Origin of the sequence: Brevibacterium marinum (genome assembly GCF_011927955.1) — a bacterium.
GTDB lineage: Bacteria > Actinomycetota > Actinomycetes > Actinomycetales > Brevibacteriaceae > Brevibacterium > Brevibacterium marinum.
On the sequence record NZ_JAATJN010000001.1, the window covers coordinates 507,709 to 527,350 of the forward strand.

Annotated in this window: 17 protein-coding genes; 4 read left to right on the plus strand and 13 right to left on the minus strand. The window is 65.0% G+C overall.

Translation table 11 applies throughout. The features are described 5' to 3' along the window. The first annotated feature begins 140 nt into the window (after positions 1-140). Positions 141-1,202 carry an alanine racemase gene (locus BKA07_RS02195; RefSeq protein ID WP_342448967.1) on the plus strand — a complete coding sequence of 354 codons (1,062 nt, stop codon included), beginning with the start codon at positions 141-143 and terminating at the stop codon, positions 1,200-1,202. On the opposite strand, the gene BKA07_RS19670 is transcribed toward BKA07_RS02195, so the two are convergent. The 3 genes from BKA07_RS19670 to BKA07_RS02210 form a co-directional block, all read right to left on the minus strand. Next, positions 1,203-2,240: an FUSC family protein gene (locus BKA07_RS19670; RefSeq protein ID WP_167949459.1), complete on the minus strand. Its 1,038-nt coding sequence runs from the start codon at positions 2,238-2,240 to the stop codon at positions 1,203-1,205. It lies immediately after the preceding gene. Positions 2,241-2,375: 135 nt separating this feature from the next. Then, entirely contained in the window at positions 2,376-3,014 is a 639-nt protein-coding gene (locus BKA07_RS02205; RefSeq protein ID WP_167949460.1) for a MarR family winged helix-turn-helix transcriptional regulator, read from the minus strand. A 282-nt stretch (positions 3,015-3,296) separates the two neighbouring features. Next, on the minus strand, positions 3,297-4,952 hold the full coding sequence (locus BKA07_RS02210) for a M20/M25/M40 family metallo-hydrolase (protein WP_167949461.1): 1,656 nt from the start codon (positions 4,950-4,952) through the stop codon (positions 3,297-3,299). 114 nt (positions 4,953-5,066) lie between these two features. On the opposite strand from BKA07_RS02210, the gene BKA07_RS02215 reads away from it, so the two are divergent. The 3 genes from BKA07_RS02215 to BKA07_RS02225 all read left to right on the plus strand — a co-directional run bounded on the left by BKA07_RS02215 (position 5,067) and on the right by BKA07_RS02225 (position 8,174). Further along, positions 5,067-5,975: a LysR family transcriptional regulator gene (locus BKA07_RS02215; protein WP_167949462.1), complete on the plus strand. Its 909-nt coding sequence runs from the start codon at positions 5,067-5,069 to the stop codon at positions 5,973-5,975. A gap of 196 nt (positions 5,976-6,171) precedes the next feature. After that, entirely contained in the window at positions 6,172-7,095 is a 924-nt protein-coding gene (locus tag BKA07_RS02220) for an IclR family transcriptional regulator (RefSeq protein WP_167949463.1), read from the plus strand. Further along, on the plus strand, positions 7,092-8,174 hold the full coding sequence (locus BKA07_RS02225; protein WP_167949464.1) for a DNA-binding protein: 1,083 nt from the start codon (positions 7,092-7,094) through the stop codon (positions 8,172-8,174). The genes BKA07_RS02220 and BKA07_RS02225 overlap by 4 nt, the downstream gene beginning before the upstream one ends. A 72-nt stretch (positions 8,175-8,246) precedes the next feature. On the opposite strand, the gene BKA07_RS02230 is transcribed toward BKA07_RS02225, so the two are convergent. From BKA07_RS02230 to BKA07_RS02275, 10 genes are all read right to left on the minus strand, one after another. Next, positions 8,247-9,038 carry an MOSC domain-containing protein gene (locus tag BKA07_RS02230; protein ID WP_167949465.1) on the minus strand — a complete coding sequence of 264 codons (792 nt, stop codon included), beginning with the start codon at positions 9,036-9,038 and terminating at the stop codon, positions 8,247-8,249. Between the two features lie 44 nt (positions 9,039-9,082). Continuing rightward, positions 9,083-9,850: an SDR family NAD(P)-dependent oxidoreductase gene (locus BKA07_RS02235; RefSeq protein ID WP_167949466.1), complete on the minus strand. Its 768-nt coding sequence runs from the start codon at positions 9,848-9,850 to the stop codon at positions 9,083-9,085. Between the two features lie 104 nt (positions 9,851-9,954). After that, positions 9,955-11,427: a TRAP transporter large permease gene (locus tag BKA07_RS02240; protein ID WP_167949467.1), complete on the minus strand. Its 1,473-nt coding sequence runs from the start codon at positions 11,425-11,427 to the stop codon at positions 9,955-9,957. After that, positions 11,424-12,011, minus strand: coding sequence for a TRAP transporter small permease (locus BKA07_RS02245; RefSeq protein ID WP_167949468.1), 588 nt, complete (start codon positions 12,009-12,011; stop codon positions 11,424-11,426). The genes BKA07_RS02240 and BKA07_RS02245 overlap by 4 nt, the downstream gene beginning before the upstream one ends. 1 nt (position 12,012) lies before the next feature. Beyond that, positions 12,013-13,050 carry a DctP family TRAP transporter solute-binding subunit gene (locus tag BKA07_RS02250; RefSeq protein WP_342448968.1) on the minus strand — a complete coding sequence of 346 codons (1,038 nt, stop codon included), beginning with the start codon at positions 13,048-13,050 and terminating at the stop codon, positions 12,013-12,015. A gap of 105 nt (positions 13,051-13,155) precedes the next feature. After that, positions 13,156-13,965, minus strand: a complete 810-nt coding sequence (locus BKA07_RS02255) for an SDR family NAD(P)-dependent oxidoreductase (RefSeq protein ID WP_167949469.1) — start codon at positions 13,963-13,965, stop codon at positions 13,156-13,158. Next, a complete protein-coding gene (locus BKA07_RS02260; protein WP_167949470.1) occupies positions 13,962-15,701 on the minus strand; it encodes an AMP-binding protein in 1,740 nt (579 codons plus the stop codon). Before BKA07_RS02260 ends, BKA07_RS02255 begins: the two co-directional genes overlap by 4 nt. After that, positions 15,701-16,864 carry a thiolase domain-containing protein gene (locus tag BKA07_RS02265; RefSeq protein ID WP_167949471.1) on the minus strand — a complete coding sequence of 388 codons (1,164 nt, stop codon included), beginning with the start codon at positions 16,862-16,864 and terminating at the stop codon, positions 15,701-15,703. Before BKA07_RS02265 ends, BKA07_RS02260 begins: the two co-directional genes overlap by 1 nt. Before the next feature lie 227 nt (positions 16,865-17,091). Then, positions 17,092-18,459 (minus strand): sodium/glutamate symporter, encoded by a 1,368-nt coding sequence (locus BKA07_RS02270; RefSeq protein WP_167949472.1) that lies wholly within the window; start codon positions 18,457-18,459, stop codon positions 17,092-17,094. A gap of 5 nt (positions 18,460-18,464) precedes the next feature. After that, on the minus strand, positions 18,465-19,607 hold the full coding sequence (locus BKA07_RS02275) for an NAD(P)/FAD-dependent oxidoreductase (protein ID WP_167949473.1): 1,143 nt from the start codon (positions 19,605-19,607) through the stop codon (positions 18,465-18,467). Positions 19,608-19,642: the final 35 nt, after the last annotated feature.

The window sequence follows — 19,642 nt, forward strand, 5'->3', positions numbered from 1 at the left end:
GTGCGAGGTCCTGAACCGGCCCGTCACGCGATGTCACCTGAGGATGCAGAGAGGCTTGTGGGTGCATGATGTCGTCATCGTCAGAACTGACTGACCGGGCGCGCCTGTTCGAACATGTGCTGGCCGGCCTCGGAGACGCGGTGAGCACTCCAGCACCGATCGTGCTGATCGATGTGGTCGCCGACAATATTGCGCGCATGCAGGCGTTTGCGCACGAGCACGGAAGACAGCTGACCCCACATGTGAAGACGCACAAGAACGTGCACATCGGGAAGATGCAGCTCGAAGCAGGAGCGGGCGGGCTGACCGCCGGCAATCTGAGCGAGGCCGAGATCTTCGCTGCCGCTGGCTGCGCGGACATCTTCCTCGCCTATCCTCTGTGGGCCGTCGGGACGAAAGCCACCCGCTTGAAGCGATTGCTGCAGAATACGCGGCTGAGCGTGGGCGCCGAGAGCACCGCTGCGATCGACCGCCTGGCGGAAGCGGCAGGTGAGTTCACCGGCTTACTCGGCATCGTCGTGGAGATCGACTGCGGAGCCGAACGCTCCGGTGTGCCTCCTGAAGAAGCCGGCAGGCTCGCCGCCTACGCCCGCGACCGCGGTCTCGTGCCGTTGGGGGTCTTCACCTACCCGGGGCACGGCGGTGCCGTCGGGAAGCCCGAGGGCGCAGCCGAGGACCAGGCGCTCGCGCTGCGGCACGCTGTAGCGTCGCTGGCCGACCACGGAGTCGAAGCGCACAAGGTCAGCGCGGGGTCGACGCCGACCGCGCAGTTGAGCACGGACCCGGTGATCACCGAGATCCGGCCCGGCGAGTACGTCTTCAACGACTGCGACAATCTTCGCATCGGCGATTGCGAGGCCTCAGACATCGGCCTGTTCGTCGCAAGCACCGTTGTCAGCGACCAGGGGCACGAACACGTCATCTTGGACGCGGGAACAAAGGCCCTCGCACGCGAGGGTGATCCCGACCGAGGCTACGGCCGAGTGCCCAGCTGCGAGGGGCGGCTGTCTCGGCTGAACGAGTACCACGGATTTCTGCGGTTGCCCGACCACGGTGTCCGACCAGGGGTGGGACAGCGTGTGGCGATCGTGCCCAATCACGTGTGCCCCATCGTCAACAGCTTCGAGGAGCTGATCATCGCGAATTCCCACGGCGAACTGATCGATCGCTGGCCCGTAGATGCACGGGGCCAGTTGAACTGATCACGCCGCAGGCTGTGCCCGCAGTTCTCGAGCCCGGGTACGCTGACGTCGCGTGCTGGCCAGGATGACGAGGAAAGCGACGACGGCGCCGATGGTCGTCTCCAGTGCCCTGTCGGCAACGAGAACGCCCGTAGGTCCGGGAGCGACGAACTCGGTCATCATGAGAGCCATCGGGGTGATGAAGACCAGGGCGAGGCTGTAGTGGCTGATGACGAAGACCTCGCCGACGAACTGCAGACTGGCCAACAGAATAGCCAGCCCCAGCGGCGGCCAGTCGACGGTGAGGAGTCCAGCGGTGAGCAGGACTCCCCCATAGGTGCCGATGATGCGATGGAGGGCGCGGACCATTCCCCCCGAGGCATCGGCGACGGCGATCGGTGCACAGGCGGCGACCATGGCCCAATAGTGATGGCCCAGCCCCGAGGCGATCGCGATGGAACCGGCGAGCCCGACTCCCACCGCGTAACGGCCGGATTGAGCGAAAATCCGCGACCAGGGCGGCAGCGGTGATTCCTCGAGCCGGCGATCCGGCTCTATCCGACGAGCCCACAGCCGCCCGACGAATCCGAGCACCAGTGCGATGCCGACACTGGCCACGCCGGCCAGAGCCGCCTCCCACAGCATTCCGTCGAAGGGCACATTGGCCGTGGCCATGAACGCGAAGATATAGAACAGCGGCCCCGACGGCCGCAGGCGCAGGGCGTCGGCGACGATGGACAGACCACCGGCGATCAGTGTGCCCACACCCACCAGCGCCCAGCCGCCGGCCCCGAGGCCGCCGCAGATGACGCCGCCCACGATGCTCAGGCTCATGAGTATGCCCGCGAAGGTCTGGTGCTTGAGGCGCAGCCAGTGGGGTTCGACTCGGCCGAAGACTCCGGTCAGGGCCCCGAAGACGGCGAAGATGGTGAGGTCGGTTCGCCCCATGAGGACGAGGACGACGAGCGGGATGCCGATGCCCGCCGCGACCCTCAGTGCGGGCGTGCGATGTCCACGCGGTGAGGGGATGCGGAAGAAGTCGCGGGCAAAGGTCTTCACAGTTTTCGGGTGCCTCCTGGGCTGTCGGTCGTGATGTTGGGTGGTGATGGTGCTGGCTGTCGGGTGGTGCTGTGTCTTCGCCGATGGCGACGATGTGGGGAACTGGACGATGTGGGGAGCTGACGGACTCGGCGGTCAGCTCTCCGCGGTGTCCGCTTCGATGCTGAGCAGGAGCTCACGCAGATCTGTCGCCAGCCGGCCCTTGCCCACAGGCTCTAGATCGGCCAGAACTTGGCCCTCGAAGCCGAGCACCGACTCGAGGATCGGACGCAGCAGATCCCACGCCTGCCCGGTCAGCTGCACAAGCGAACCTCGACCGTCGGCCGGATCGGGGATCCGCGAGACCAGACCGGCGCTGCTCAGGCGCTTGAGTCGCTTGGTCACGCCGGCACCGGAGATGATGAGCTCCGTCGACACTCGCGTCGGCGACAGGGTGCCACCGTGCCGGGCGAGCAGGGAGATGACGTCGAACTCCGCGCGGGACACACCTTGGGCCGCGAGTACCGAATCGCTTCGGTCCTGGACCACCTGCGCAATGCGGGCGATCCGGCCCATGACGGCCACCATCGAGGTGTCGAGGCCGGGGAAGATCGACTCCCACTGTCCACGGACCTCATCGATGTAATCGGCCCGGCCGTCCATGCCGGCGCGCTCGTCGACGCCTGACCGCTCGACCACGTCAGCTCGGCTGGTCTGCTCGACTACGTCAGCTCGGCCGGGCTGCTCGACATGGGTGCAGCGATCGTCCCGAGGATCCTCGTGACCAGTACTCATCGCGCGACTCATCCCATCTCGATCCGACTGAAGTCGACTGCCCCAACGCTCATGCCGACAGGAATATACTTTACCAGCTAAGTACTTTTGAGGCGCCCCGTTGCCACATGAGGCTCATCACGATCCAGCTGGTCCTGCCTCGGTCCGCCACCGAAGAACGGGTGGAAGGTCGAGAAACTTACGTGTAAACCCGCACCTCGAAACGGCTCCCGTTTTTCGGCGAATTGCACTCCACCGCCTGCGCGAATCAGCGCACGCCGAACTCCTTGAAGGCCGCGATGATCACTTTCTAACCGGTGAGGTCTCCTTCGAGCTGAACCAATCATCCGGGTTCGCCCGCATGTCCCAGAATATGCCGGCCATGATCTCGGCTCCCTGCTGCAGGATCGAGGTCAGTGCATGTTCGTCGGGAGCATGCTGATTGCAGCCGGGGTAGGAATGCGGAACCCACACGGTCGGCAGGCCCAGCACCTCGGCGAAGACGTCATTGGGGATGGTTCCGCCCAGGTTCGGTTCGATCGCTGCCTCGAACCCGGTCGTTGTCCTGATCGACTCCGCAGCTGCGGCGACGACGCGGGCGTTCGGATCGAGGCGGGTGGCCGGCATGCAGTGCTCGGCGATGACGTCGACGCCGTGGATCCCCTGACCGGCCAGGTGGGTGAGCACCGTGGTCTCGAAATCGTCGACGTCGGTGCCGACGACGAATCGCAGCTGCATATGTGCCTCTGCCGCACCCGGGATCGCGTTGACCACCTGGTCCGGGTTTCCGGCCTTGAGGGCGAGGACCTCGATGACGTTGAAGGCGAAGACCTTCTCCGCCGAGGTGAGTCCGGGCTCTCCCCAGTCGGGATCGGCCTCGGGTGATCCCGCTTCGACCACCTCGGGCAGTTTCGCGATGGCCTCGAGCACCGAGGCGGGTGGGCCCGCGGGCCGCAGCGCGGGGATCCGGATGATCCCGTTGCCGTCGACGAGGGAGTTGACGGCGGCGGCGAGGACGGTGGCGGAGTTGCGCAGCTTCCCGCCCCAGTTGCCCGAGTGGTGGTCGCCGTCGCGGTCATGGACGACGAGCCGGAAGTTCAGCGCCCCACGGGAGCCGAGGAAGAGCGTCGGGTGCTCGGCGGCGATCCGAGGGCCGTCGGAGGCAAGGAAGAGGTCGGCGGCGAGGTCGTCCTGGTGGGCGACGGCGAAGGATTTGAGGCCCAGGGACCCTGCCTCCTCAGCAGTCTCCATGAGGATCTTCACGTTATATCCCAGTCCACCGCCACTCGTGCCAGTGCCGGTGTCGACGCCCGCCTCCGTTCCGTCACCGACGTCGGCACTCACACCCGTGCCGGTGCCGAGTGACTCTGTGGTGCCGAGTGACTCGAGTACGGCCTTGAGAGCCAGCGAGTTCACGGTGTGCTGACCTTTGTTGTCGGCGCTGCCCCGCCCGTAGAGTCGGTCGCCGTCGCGGGTGAGCACCCAGGGGTCGAGGCCGTCTGACCATTGCGAGTCGTGGGCGAACTGCACGTCACCGTGACCGTAGAGGAGGACGGTGGGCAGGCGGGGATCTTCAATGCGGGAGGCGATGAGCAGCGGGTGCTCAGCGGACTCGGGGTTGTCATGGATCGTCGTGGCGAAGCCCAGTCCTGCGAGCTCCGGGACGATCTCCTCGGCGAGGTAGGCGTGTGCGGCGTCGCCGTTGCCTGATGCCTGGCTCTCGGTGCGGCGAGCGACTCGGGCTGCCAGCAGATCGAAGAAGGCCTCACTGCGGACGAACTCTCCGGCGCTTCGGGTGACGGCGGCACGTTCTGCGGTGGGTGACTCGGGTGGTGCGACGTCGGTTGATGCGACGTCGGGTGGTGCGATGCCGGTCGATGCGTGGGATGGTGCGTTGTCCGTCGGTGTCGCCTCATCGCGGTCGGTACTGTGATCTGAGGTACTGTGATCTGAGGTCATGACTGCAGACTGGCCGAGAATGGCTCGGATGGAAAGACGGATCCGTCCAGAAACCGGTGCGAATCTCGCATGACAAGTGTGCATGCTATGCACCACCCCGAGTAAAGTGATCGCATGCCCGACCTGCGCAGCCTCAATACTCTGCTGGCACTTGTCGAATACGGTTCGATTCATCTCGCTGCACGAGCACTGTTCGTCTCACATTCGACTGCCAGCCGTCAGATCAAAGCACTCGAAGACCATTACGGCACGACGCTCTTCGAACGCTCGGCGACCGGAGTCGTGCCCACCGGCCCGGGCCTGGCCGTCGCCGACTTCGCACGGCGGATGACGGCCGAGTCCGAGCTGCTCACCGATTCGTTCGGCACCTATTCCGAAGCGGTCGAGACCATCACCATCGTGACGAGCACGGGGCTGGGTCAGACCGTCGTCGCCGATGCCATCAACCGGGTCATGACCACCACCGATCAGGTACAGGTCTCGGTCATCGACCGCGCCTCCCTCGAGGCTCTCCAGGTGCTGAAGAACCGAGAGGCGGATCTGTGTGTGAACTTCTCCGTGTCCGATCAGAATATCGACTCGATTCCCGGCGTCAGACACATCGATCAGGTTCAGGCTCGGAATTTTGCGGTCCTCGACAGGAGGCATCCGCTTGCCCGCCGGTCCAGCCTCCACATCCGTGATCTGGTCGACTACCCGATCGCCACGCTGTCTGCCGGCAACACGGCTCGCATGAGGATCGAACAGGCCGTTCGCGCTCAGGGACAGGTGTTCTCGCCGACGATCGAAGCCACCTGCCCCGTGCTCACGATGCGGGCTGTGTCAGGGACGACGATGATCGCGATGATGGCGGAGCGGACGATCCCGGACAATCTCGCCCAGTCGGGGTGCACCGCCGTGGAAATCGACGACCCGGGTCTCGACGCTCGCTACATCCAGATCCTCGCAGCCGATCCACAGCGGGAGTCGGCGGGTCTCGACCTGATGGTTCAGGCACTGCGCAGGAAACTCGCAACCAAGTAGACAGCCACAGGCGCCTCTGCGTTCGAAAACAATGAAATGTGGAACCTTCAACTGGTGAAATATGGCGCTTCGAACCGGTGAATTATGACCGCTTCACCCGGTGAAATGTGTGGAACCACACCACTCCCGGGCACCTGCTGGTCCACATCATGGATCTGCCTACCGCCGTCTGCCTGCGGCGAAGGACAATCGAAGCATGGGCAATGAAGCGCAGATACGTGATCTCGATCGGCTGAAGATGCGCGGCAAGATCATGCGCCGGTCCGCATCGTTCAATGTCGCTCACGCCGTCGACGACCTGGGTCCGGGGACCGGTGCGCAGAGCATTCAGCGCGCGCTGTCTCTGCTGGGCCTCGTCGGTGTCCTCGGCAGTGAGAACCCGGACGGAGCGGTCCTCAGCGAGATCGTGGCCATCAGCGGCCGTCCCAAGGCCAGCGTGCATCGCATGCTCAATGCCCTCATCGACATGGGGTACGTCGACCGGGGCGAGGACGGCGGATACCGCCTCGGTGTTCAGTCCCAGATCTTGGGTCAGCTGGCCCAGAAGTCGGTCGACCCCGCTGTCGTCGAATCGGAATCGAGTCTGCTCAGGCTCGCCGAGCTCACCCAGGACACCGTCTTCCTCACGCTGCGCACCGGCAGCTACTCGATCTGTGCCCGTCGTGAGGACGGTTTCGGCCCGATCTTCAACAATGCGCTTGCCGTGGGCGATCGCCATCCCCTGGGCATCGGCGCGGGCTCCCTCGCGATCATGACACGATTCACCGACGCCGAGGTGGACGCCTCCTTCGACGCCAACGCCCGGATCTTCACAGAACGCTACCCCGCAGTATCGGTTCCGGCGCTCAAAGAGATCATCCGACGTGGCCGTCACGACGGTTTCGTCCACAACCCCGGATTGTTTGCCCAAGGATCGTGGGCGATCGGGGTGCCGGTCAGAGTGAAGGGCCGAACACCTCGGGCGGCGCTGTCGATCGCGAGCATCGAGGAGCGGATGACCGGATCCCGCGTGTTCGAACTCGCCACGCTGCTTCAGCAGGAAGCACGCCTGATCGCCGAGGCCGTGACCGACCGGCCCACACCCGGCGATGATCTGAACACCCGGGAGGACCGATTGTGACCGAATCCGCGAGACCACTCGAACCCGAGAACCCCGCAGGCGACCCGGGCTACCCGGTCGGTGAGCCCGGTGACGTCGTGGTCCATGCCGGGCCTCGGCAGAGTCCGAGAATCGTCTCGGTGCCGACTCGCCACGCCGAGCATCTCATCGACCTCGTCGAGGGCGACGACGTCTTCGTTTCGGTCACCGGTCTCCTCGATTCGCTCGAGGTTCCCGGGCTGATGGTGGAGTTCGTCGACGGCGAGTTCGGCCGCATCGAGTATGTCTACCCGGCTTATGGCCCCGACGCCGACCATCCCATGTCGTTCACCACCGAGTTCCGTTTCGAGGAACCGGCAGCGGTGCATCATGGGTCGGCGACGGTGGGCACGAAGGACGGTGCGCCATTCAGTCATATCCACGCCTCGTGGGTCACGAAGGACGGGACGATCAGAGGTGGGCATCTGCTGCCGGGGGCCCTCGTCGGGCCGAAGGGCATGCGGTTGCGGGCATTCGCTCTTGCCGATGCGCGACTGCTCAGCGACATCGATCCCGAAACCGGGTTCTCGGCATTCGCCCCGGAAGCGGCCGGAGCCGGTCCGACAGACGAAGCCGGTCCGACAGACAGAGTCGGTCCGACTGACGGTGTTGTCCCGCCAGACGGTGCCGGTCCCGCAGACGGTGCCGGTCCGGCAGACGGCGCTCCCCCGGCAGGCGAGGCCCGTGAACCGACCGTCGACCGGGAGGCGCGCACTGCACCGAGTCCTCGGGTGAGCGCGGTCGTCTCCCGCATCCGACCCGGGCAGCTCATCGACGAAGCGGCTCTCGCCGTCTGCCGCGGTGCAGGCTTCGATGCCGCCGAGGTGCGCGCCAGTCTCGGCAGCACCACCGGTGCCGTTTTCACCGAGGGAACCGCCCCGTGGCCGGCCGTCGAATTCACTCACCTGACCGGTTCGGTCACCGGTGCTCTGGGCGAGGGTCCGCAATTGAGGCTCATGGGCGAGGTCGTCGACGTCGACGGAGAGGTTCACTCAGGCGTGCTCGCCTCCAGGGCCAATCCGGTGGCGGTGACCTTCGAACTCTTCGTCCAGCGCGTGTAGGCGGCCCGACCCGCTCAGACGATCGTTGCCGCACGGAGCCGACGATCAAACGGAGCCGACGTCCGAACGCCGTCAGCCCTGCGGCGCGCTCGTGATCTGCGCGTAGACACCGAAGAACGGCTCGCCTGTGGAATTTTTGCCACGGTGCGCGGCGAGACTCTTCAACAGTCGCGGACCACGCGCTCCAGTGACGGGGTCGAGGTCGAGAACCGCGCACCGGGGGATCGGCGCCCCGATCCGCACACGGACCCCGTTGCTCAGCGACAGCTCACGCCCGCGCCAGGTCTCCTCGATATGGGGAGTGTCGGTGTCGATGAGGAGCGTCGCCCGGAACCGTGCGGCCTCTGCGAGCAGATCGGGATGTGAGATCCGTGTGCCGAGATCGCGGATCGAGGCGGTGGCCACGATGGTGATCGGCTCACCGTAGACGACGTCACCGCGCGGGACTTTCGCCAGACGTACCGGCTTGCCGAGCCAGGACGACAGAAGCTCGGAGTGCGAACCCCGGGTGAGCGCGGCCTCGACCGGCCTCCCCCAGTAGTCGCAGGTCAGCGTCTCATCGGAGATCTCGGGAACTGCGCAGACGGATTGTCCGTCGGGCAGTCTCACCTCCAGCTCGGAACCCTGCAACCGGGCGTAGACCGCGACCAGTGAGGGATTCTGCACGGTGCGCAGCACTTGCTGCCGGTCGGTGTCGACCAGGCAGTATCGACGGTCACCCACGGGGCCGCGCTCGTCGAACTCGGCGTCCGGCTGCAACAGGTGCCTGGTCCCCTTGATGGGGGTGAAGCCGACAGAGCGGACGCGGACCTCACCGGTCGGCGAATCCGCGTGCGCACCTGCCGCCGAGGCTCGAATCTCCATGCGCCCAGGCTACCCACGCACTTGGGGCCGAAGCGATGGCAGCGTCACGACATCACGGCCCCACCGTCGATGCGCAGGATCTGGCCGGTGGTGAATGCCGCGCCGTCGCCGGCGAGGTAGGCGACCGCCTCGGCGATTTCAGCCGGTGTGCCCATGCGGTCGATTGCCTGGTCAGAGGTGTCGTAGGCCTGACCGGCAGTGAGTGCGGATTCGACCGGGCCCGGTGCCACCGAGTTGCAGCGGATCCCCTGCCGCCCGTACTCCTTGGCCACCCATTTCGTCAGCGCGATGATCCCGCCCTTGCTCGCAGCATATGCCGGTCCGGAACGAGCACCCGCCTCCCCCTCGGACACGGCGCCGCCGTTGATGCCCGAGATCGAGGAGATGTTGACGATCGACCCGGCACCTGCAGTGATCATGTGCGGGTGCACCGCGGCCTTGATGAAGTTGAACGTCCCGCCGAGGTTGGTGTCGAGGTCGCGCTGCCACTGCTCGGCCGTGATCTCCTCGATCCCGATCCGGGCCGCGGTGCCGGCATTGTTGACGAGGATGTCGATCCCACCGGCCGACTCGACGAAGGCTCCGACGGCGGCGGTGACCGCCTCGGCGTCGCGGACATCGAGTTCGAAGCCTGAGAACGACTGCTCGGGGAACTGCCCGGTCAGGCTCTGCGCGGCCGCCTCGGCGCCCTTGATATCGACGATGCCGACAGAGGCTCCGCGCCTGGCCAACGAGGTCGCAATGGCCAGGCCGATGCCTTGGGCTGCCCCTGTGACCAGGGCGGACTTGTTCGTCAGCAGATAAGGTTCCATGGTTCGGTTCTCCTCAAATTCGGGTGGTGCAGTGAAAGGCACATGTGTTGGTGCGGTCTCCGAACGATCGGCCCGGGCCGCTGCGTCCTCATCGATCAGTGCAACTAGCCGACGCCGAGGAGGTCGGGCAGCCAGTTCGAGATCGCCGGGATGTAGGTGATGAGCAGCAGTGCGATGATCGCGGCGATGAGGAACGGCATGACTCCGCGTACCACTTCCTCGATCCTGACCTTGCCGATGCCGGCACCGACGTAGAGGTTGAGCCCCACGGGCGGTGTGAACAGGCCGATCGCGAGGTTGACGGTCATGAATACGCCGATCGTGGTCATGTCGACGCCGACTCCGAGCAGGATCGGCACGAGGATCGGGATGAACAGATAGAACGCACTGATCGCGTCGACGAAGGCGCCGACGATGAGCAGGATGACCGTGATCGCCGCGAGGATGATGAATTTGTTGTCCGTGACTCCGAGGACCGCTGACGACACCGTCTCGGCGATGCCTTCGACGGTGATGACGTAGGAGAAGAGGCTGGCCACGCCGACGATGAACATGATGACCGCCGTCGAGACTCCGGCTTCCAGGAACACCTTCGGCAGGGTCGTCCACGTGAGTTCGCGGTAGACGAAGACGCCGACCGCGAGCGCGAACACCGAGGCCACGGCGCCCGCCTCGGTGGGGGTGAAGATTCCGCCGTAGATGCCGCCGAGGATGATGACGGGAATGAGCAGCCCGGGAATGGCCTTGATCAGTGCCGTGAGGAATTCGCCGAAACCGCCCTCGCCCGTACCGGTCACGGCTCCGGTTCCGTTCGCCGGCCCCACTCCCGCCGAGGGGGTGTTTGCTCCCGCCGAGGCGGCCGTGCCGACCGTGCCGCTGCCTGACGGTGCGGCCGGACCTGACTTCGCTGCCGAGGTTTCGGCTCCTGCGGTGACCGGCCGCGTGCCCGTTTTCACGGGCAGGCCCGCGAGTTCGCGGACACGGGGGACGAAGAGGGCGGCGATGAAGAACGCGAGCGCCATGATGATGCCGGGCACGATGCCGGCGATGAAGAGCCGGGTGATCGAGATCGACCCGAATTCCGAGGCGACGACGGCGAAGATGATGAACGCGATCGAGGGCGGGACGACGATGCCCATCGACCCCGAGGCCGCGACGAGGGAGACCGCGTGCTTCCTCTGGTACCCGTTGCGCACCAGCGCGGGAATGAGGATCGCACCGATGGCGGCCACCGTGGCCGGTCCGGAGCCCGAGATCGCGGAGAAGAAGAACGCGGAGATGATCGTCACCGCCGCCAACCCGTGGCTGAAGCGGCCGAAGACCAGGAAGGCAAGGTCGACGAGGCGCTGGGAGATGCCCGTGTACTGCATGACGATTCCGGCGAGGATGAAGAACGGGATCGCCAACAGCGTCCCCGAACTCATCGACGGGAACATGACAGAGGGCACGACGTCCAGGACCTGGAGACCGTCGGTGGTGATGAGGACGGTGACGGCGGACAGGCCGAGTGAGAACGCGACCGGGATTCCCAGGGCCAGGAACAGGAAGAACGTTCCGAACAGCAGCAGCGTGATCATTTGCGGCCTCCCCGAGTCTCGCTGGTGTGCGCGTCTCCGGAGTTGTGCGGGGCGCCGCTCAGCTCTGAATCGTCGATGACGGGTGCGGCTTCCTGGGCCATGCGCTCAGCGACCGCCTCGGCGGAGGTGTCCTCGTGAAGCGATGCGCGGGCGGCCTGGACGCTGCGGACGATGCCGAGCAGCCCGGCCAGCGGAATGGACAGGGTGAACAGCCACTGCGGGATGCCCAGTGACGGGGTCGCGCGACCGCGGATGGCCTGGTTGATCATCATCTCGGTGCCCCAGACGAGGAGGACGGCGAGGAAGATGATGATCAGACTCGAGCCGATGATGATGAGTGTTCTGCGCATCTTCGGCTTCGCGTTCTCGACGATGTAGGTGAAGCCCAGATGTGCGCCGAGGCGGATGCCGACGACCGCGCCCATCATCGTGAGCACGACGAGGAGGTTGATCGTGATCTCCTCGCTGAAGGCCAGGGAAGCTTGGAAGGTGTAGCGGGAGACGACGTTGACGAAGGTGACGACCACGATCACCATGAACGAGGCGACGACGACCCAGTCTTCGAACCATTTGACGATTTTCATCTCAGAGTCCTTCCGGTATGAACGCTTCGGACATGTCCTTGCCCCAGACCTCGCGGTACTGGGCGTACAGAGGCTTCAGCTCCTCACGGAACTCCGTCTTCTCCGAGTCGGTGAGCCGGTTGACCTCCATGCCGCTGTCCTCGAGCTCGGCGATCAGCTTCTTCTCCCGGTCGCGGTTCTCCTTGATCTGGAACTCGTTGGTGTCCTCGGCCAAGCGGCTGACAAGCTCCTGGTCCTCGGCGTCGAGGGAGTCGAAGAGCTTCTCGTTGACGCCGAAGACCAGCGGATCGTAGGAGTAGTTCCACAGGGTCAGGTAGGGCTGGACCTCCTGCAGATTGGCTGAGTGGATGACGTCGATCGGGTTCTCCTGCCCGTCGATGGCGCCCTGCTGCAGTGCGGTGAACACCTCGCCGAAGGGCATCGTCGTCGGGTTGGAGCCCAGCGCCCGGTAGAGGTCGGTGTAGAGGCCGAAGCCGGGGATGCGGAACTTGAGTCCGTGCAGGTCATCCGGGGTGTGGATCGGGTGGTGCGTGTTCGTCAGCTGACGCATCCCGGATTCGCCGAACCCCAGGAGATGGACACCGTGTTCGGACAGATAGTCGGCATAGACATCGCCGCCCTCGCCCGCGAGCGCGTCCTGGCCCTCTTCGACCGTGTCGAAGATGAACGGGGCAGTGACCGCGCCGAAGCGGGGGTCGACGGCCGAGTAGATGATCGGCGAGTTGTAGGAGAAGTCCTTCGCCCCGTCCATGAGCTGCTCGACACCCGCGGTGGCCTCACCGGCGGAGAGCCGTTCGTTGCCGAAGACCTTCAGGGTGATGCGGCCGTCCGTCTCCTCTTCGAGGCTCCTCGCGAACCTCTCGGCCGCCAGATACCAGGTGCTCGTCGAACCGGTCGTGACCGTCATCTTCCACCGGTACTTCTGCTTCCCGTCGTCGGTCGTGCCGAAGTTCGTTCCGCAGCCGCTGACCAGCAGGACGAGCGTGACCAGCACGGCGCACCAGCCGAGCATGGTCCTCTTCGTCGGTGTTGTCGGCACCCTTGCCTCCATCATTGAGTTGTTCCTGTCTGTCGTGCACTGGCCATGACCACTCCGTCATGGAAGTTTCCGTAGGTCGTCGGGGGTCTCAGGTCGTCGGGGTTCTCAGGTCGTCGGTGTCCCGGCGCAGTGGACGAGTCCGCCGTCGACCGGGATGAGCGTGGAGTTGATGTAGCTCGAATCGTCCGAGGCCAGGAACACGGCGAGACCCGCGACGTCCTCCGGCCGGCCCATCCGTCCCGTCGGGGACAGGGCATGTCGGGCGGAGAGCATGTCCTCGACCGAGTCGTAGTGGCCGCTGATCGAATTGTGGATCAGTGGTGTCTCGATGAGTCCGGGAGCGATCGAGTTCGCGCGGATGCCCTCGGCCGCGTGCTGGGCGCCGACGACTTTCGTCAGCTCGATGAGTCCGGCCTTCGAGGCCGCATAGGCGGGGTAGTCGTAGCCCATGTAGCGCATGCCGCCCACCGAGGAGACGGTGATGATCGAGCCGCCGCCGGCCCTGCGCATGTACGGCAGCGCCTGCTTCATCGCGGCGAAGGCTCCGGTGAGGTTGATGTCGAGGGCCTTCGCGAAGGCTGAGGTCTCCAGTGAGTCGAGTCCGCCGTTGATGACGATGCCGACGTTGTAGTGGAGCACCGTGGGCTCGCCGAGGCTGCTCGCACAGTGGTCGAAGGCCGCCGACAGGGAGTCCTCGTCACCGACGTCGGCGATGACCGTGGTTATACGTGAGTCGATGTCGGCGGCGGCGAGTGCCGATCGCGCATGCTCGAGCGCGTTCGCATCCCGGTCGACGATGCAGACCTTCGCCCCGGCGGCCAGGAACGCCGTGGCGGCGGCGAAGCCGTTGTTGACCTGCCCGTCCGGGGTGCCGCAGCCGATCGCCATGACGACTTTTCCGGTCAGATCGCTCATCGTGCGCTCCCCCGTCCTTGTGAGTATTCGGCCTTGAGTTCTTTGCGGGCGAGTTTCCCGTAGGCGGTGACGGGCATCGCCTCGACGAAGTGGACCTCCTTGGGCACCTTGTACGGTGCGAGCGTGGACTTGCACAGTGCGCGCAGTCGCTGCCGGCGCACTTCTTCCTCTTGCCCGACCGAGTCAGACTGGCCACTGGCCGACTCGATGATCGCGACACCGATCTCTCCCCACTGCGCATCGGGCACACCCACGACCACGGCCTGGGCAACCTCGGCGTCGGTCAGCAACAGCTCTTCGATCTCTCGCGGGTACACATTGGATCCGCCGGAGATGTACATATCGGACTTGCGGCCGGTGAGGAACAGGAAGCCCGACTCGTCGAGGTAGCCGACGTCACCGGTGTGGAAGACGCCGTCGGCGAAGGATTCGGCATTGGCGTCCGGGCGGCCGAGGTAGCCGGCGCACACGGTGGGCCCGGCCACGCAGACCTCGCCCTGCTCACCGGCCGGCAGCTCGGTGCCGGTTTCGTCGAGGATGACGATGTCGACGCCTGTGCGGGCGCGACCGCAGGTGCCGATGCCCGCGGAGTCGACGGGGATCGACCCGTGCTCCTCGGGTCGCAGGACCGTGATCGCACCGGTCACCTCGGCGAGGCCGAAGTACTGCACGAGACAGTAGCCGAGCCTTTCCACCGCCCGAGTCTGGTCGGTCGCGAGCATCGGGGCGCCGGCGTAGATGACCCGGTTGAGGCTGTGGTCGGCCGGTCCCCTGTCGGCGGGGAAGCCTGCGACGATGCGGTTGAGGATGGTCGGGACGGTGAAGGCGTTCGTGATCGTGTACCCATCGATCGAGTCCCAGAGTGTGCTCGGATCGGCCTTACCACCAGGGTGGATGATCGACGGCGTGCCGCCGAAGACCTGCGCGAGCATGTGGATGCCCGCCCCGTGAGAGAGCGGTGCGAGCACCAGTGAGGCTCCGTTCTCGTCCTCGGTGGGGAAGAGATCGCAGCGATGATTCATCAGCACGGCGCCGAGGTGGCGGTGTGTGAACGTCGCCGCCTTGGGTTTGCCCGTGGACCCGGAGGTGAAGAAGTACCAGCAGGGGTCGTCCTCCTCGATCGCGAAGTCGCCGACGCCACCGCCGCCTGCCGCTTCCACGCACTCGGATGCGTCACTCTCCGCAACCGCGCTCGCGGAGAGCACTTCGCGTCGAAAGGACCCTTTATAGCCTGAGCCCTCGGCGTCGTCTGGTGCGCTCGATGAGTGTGGTTCACTCGGCAGCTCCCCGATCCACAGCACGGCTGCCGTGAAGCCCGTCTGCTTGAGCGCCTCGACGAAGTCCGTATGGGCCCGGTCGACGATGATCGCGGCGGGGGTGACGTCGGCGGAAATGCTCAGCAGCTCTTCGATCGACAGTGCGGCGTTCGGTGGGGCGATGACGGCTCCGGCACGGATGATGCCCCAGAAGGACTGGATCACCTCGGCGTGGTTGGCCGAGACGAGGAGGACGGTGTCACGTCGTCCCACACCACTGGCTTGAAGGGTCCGAGCGAGTGCTTCGGCACGGTCGTCCAGTTCTTTCCAAGTCCACCGCACCGAGTGGTCGTCATCGATGACCGCGGTGTGGTCCGGGATCCGGCGGGCCGTCTGGGTGAGGAAGCGGGAGACGTTGACGCCGCGGCGAGGTGTGGGTGTGAAGTCCTTGGCCGGTGAGGTCTGGGAGACGGCCCGCATCAGCGTGTGCGCTCGAGGATCGAGGCGAAGTTGGACACGGCGGCTCCGCCCATGTTGAAGACTCCGGCCAGTTCGGGCTCGTGGATCTGGATGCCCGGTGAGCGGCCCGTGAGCTGGGCGCCGGCGAGCGCATGCATGGACACGCCGGTGGCGCCGATGGGGTGTCCCTTGGCCTTGAGGCCGCCCGAGGGATTGACCGGCAGTGCGCCGTCGACGGCCGTGGTTCCCTCCTCGAGCAGGCGGTGCCCCTGCCCGCGTTCGGCGAGCCCGAAGGCTTCGTATTCGAGGAGCTCGGCGATGGTGAAGCAGTCGTGGGTCTCGAGCAGGTCGAGATCGTAGATGCCGATGCCTGCGGCGTCGAGGGCCTGGGCCATGGAGCGGCGGGCACCGGCGAGTTCCAGTGGGTCGCGCTTCGACAGGGGCATGACGTCGTTGGCGTTGCCCATCCCGCGCCAGGTCACCGCCTGTGGGGCCGAGGCCGCGATGTCCTCGGCGGCCATGACCAGGGCGACGGCCCCGTCGGAGACCAGCGAACAGTCCGTGCGCCGCAGCGGTTCGGCCACGTAGGGATTCTTCTCCGACACCGTGCTGCAGAACTCGTAGCCGAGGTCCTTCTGCATGTGTGCGAGAGGATTGTGGGAGCCGTTGGCGTGGTTCTTCGCAGCGATTGTCGCGAGGGTTGCCGAGTGGTCGCCGTAGCGGTTGAAGTACTGGCGGGCGATCTCGCCGAAGACGCCGGCGAAGGACTTGTAGTGCTCTTCCTCTTCCCGGTAGCTGGCGCTGAGGAGGGTCTCGTTGACGTCATGGCCCGAAGCCTGGGTCATGCGTTCGGCCCCGATGACCAGGGCGGTCCTGTGTCGGCCTGCGGCGATGGAGTCGTGCGCGGCGAAGACCGCGGTGGAGCCGGTGGCGCAGGCGTTCTCGTGCCGATGGGCCGGCGTGAGGGCGAGCTCGGGGAACACGACTCCGGGAAGGGCCGCTTCGAACCCCTGCTTCGACAGACCGTTGTTGTAGACGCCGACGTGGACGACGTCGATGTCTGCCGGGTCGAGCCCCGCCTCGGCGATGGCGTCCCTGGCGACGTCGGCCATCATCTCGGGAAGCGGCGAATCGGAGCGCCCGAACCTTCCGTGGGACCAACCGATGATCGCAGGCTTGGGCATGGACACTCCTTCGGGTCCCCCACCGAGGTGGGACAGTCGACAGCAACTTCTGCTGTCATACTTTCGTCAGTCCCAGTTATCGGTCAATGCGAATCCACCATATGGAACGAGGAGTGGTCCCAGTCAGTCGCCCAGTCGAAACCACGGCGGAGTGCCGAAACGCTTGGGCGTGCACAGTCGTCTCGGGACTCCGGCGTGGTATCGGTGGCAGCGGAGTGGCCAGCCTCTCACCCCTTCAGGCGCTTCCGTGAACTCGACGGCACCCATAGCCTGAACATCCTGCCGAGGGGTATGAGAGCAACGCAGAAGACCAAGCAGCCCAGGCCAACCCACAGATTGCCATACTCCATGACAAGTATCGGAAACAGGGCCGTGACCAGCCCACCGCCGATGAAAGGACTGACGAACGGGCGGCTGAGGGCAAGGCCCCGATAGCCATTGGACCGCATATTCGGATCTGCCATCCGAAGCAGCAGGAGAGCGGTCGCCACGACTCCTGTCTGGGTGCCGAACTGCACCAGGCCGTTTTCGAACCAGTCCCGCTTGAAAATCCGAGGAGCGAGATAGAAGAACATGCATAGAGTCAGAACCGCCATTGTCAGCGAGATGACCGTCAATGCAATCCAATTCTCAAGAATCACTGGAATCGAAAGACTCGCAACCGCAGATACGACGAGGAAGTCGAGGAACACTGCGGCGATCGCGTCAAGCGTTGGCTTGTCGACGAGGCGGTAGAGGCGGGTGCGGGAGATGGCCAAATGAACGATGAGTCCGCCGATCATGGCCAGGGGGAACAGCGGCATTCCCGTGATGATCGGGTCGAGCAGAACCTTGAATCCGAATCCGATGAGGATCGCCACGAGGATGAGTGAGAAGTGGAAGCCCAGCGTGCTCAGCGACTGCGGACTCAGCCGCGTCTCCATGCGTGGCTCGCTCCCCTCCTCACCGATCACGTCGGACTCAACCTCGTCTGCCTTATCGTCGAGGTGCCTGAGATGCCCTCGTCGAGCTCCAATGTTGATCAATATGGTCCCCATGGAAATGCCGAAGATGAGGCTGATTGTGGCAGCCCCAAGCGCCAGCGAGGAACCGTCCTCCCAACCCAATGCCGACCACGCCTGCTCCATCCCTGCCGCAGTCCCATGGCCGCCTGACCATGAGGCTTCGAAGATGGTGGAGAACAGCGGATCGGTCCCAGTCCCCTGCTCGAAGACGAGATACAGCAGAAGACACGGGATGCCCACCTGGGCCGCAGTGCTGAACCACGACATCCAAACGTGCGGCCCAGCGTCCTCAGCGACTTCTCTGAGACGGGGCAATCTCTGACCGATGAGCATTGGCGCGAAAACCACCGAGATCAGAACTCCGGCCAACCCGCTCCATGTCGCCGAGACCTCATCTGGCACCACGCCCACAATATTGGGACCGAGTACGAGCCCGATCACGCCACCGACGAGAGAGGCTGGGAGGAATATCCGGCGCAGCAACGGCACCCACATTCGAAAGAGAACACCCAAGATCAGCAACATGCCCAATCCCGTCACTGCCACAAGCAGCATTGTGAGACCGTCGCTGTCGAATTCAACGAGTTCCATCTGCTTCAGCCCCTCAAACGGTTGATGGCTGTGTGCTCAAGCTGGCGCGGACGCGTCCCTGTCGCCAGGAATTCGGCGATAAGGGCGGACACGGCAGGAAGCAATGCCCAACCGTGTCCGCTCCATCCGGTTGCGACGACGACACCCTGAGTACCGGGGATTGTGTCGATGATCGGAAGTTGATCGACTGAACCGGACTCCGCGCGGGAGGTGTCGACTCCGAGCCGAGTCAGCGACCCGAGACCAGGGAATGTCGCTTCCAGTTCGCGGATGCTTCCATCTACGTTGTCTTCGACTGGTGTGCCCGAACCGGTGAGCGGATCCAACCGCCCCCGCCACCCCCCGCTGAGCTGGATGACACCCTCGGAATCGACCTTCACCGACAACGTTCGATTGTCGTGTCCGATGAGATACGGACATTGAAACTCGTTCTCGGGACGAAGCCAGACCGCCTGCGGATATGCCGTCCAGGTCGGAAGTCTGCACCCGAAGTTCTCGGTCGCGAGAGATCCCGCCGAGGCATTGCTGGCAATCAGTATCGCCTGACTCGCCCTGATGAGTCCCGAGCGGCCGGCTTCGACACCGTGACAGGCTCCATTGCCCCGATCGAAGATATGCAACACCGGATCATGTTCGGTGATCTCCGCCCCTTCTCTTCTGGCTGCGGCCGCATAGGCGAGGGTGGTGTCCTGGTGTCCGGCGACACCGTCCAACGGCGCGTACAACGCTCCCCGAATGGATGTGCTCGTCTGCGGAAGCTTCTCCCGCACATCCTCTGCGGTCCAGAATTCGGTGGGCACCCCCAGCTCATTCTGAGTCGCTCGAATCGCCTCGGCTGCCACCATGCCTCCGCGCATGCCGACGGATTCCTTCTCGATCAAGTTCAGACCGCCGGTCCGCACATATCCTGTTGGAGCGCCGAGCTCCTCGGCCAAGGTCGGCCACAGCTGATACGCCTCACTGATCAGGGGAAGTTCACGGATATCACGTCGATTCCCACGAACTCCGCGCTTGCCACCTCCGCCTGACGCTTCAGTGGCGATCTCACCAGCTTCCAAGACGCGGACACTGTGCCCGTTTTTGGCTAAGTGATAAGCCACAGCGCATCCGTAAGCACCAGCTCCGACAATGACGAACTCGTAGACCATGAGGTCAGCTCCCTTTGAAAGATGAGGTTCAGATC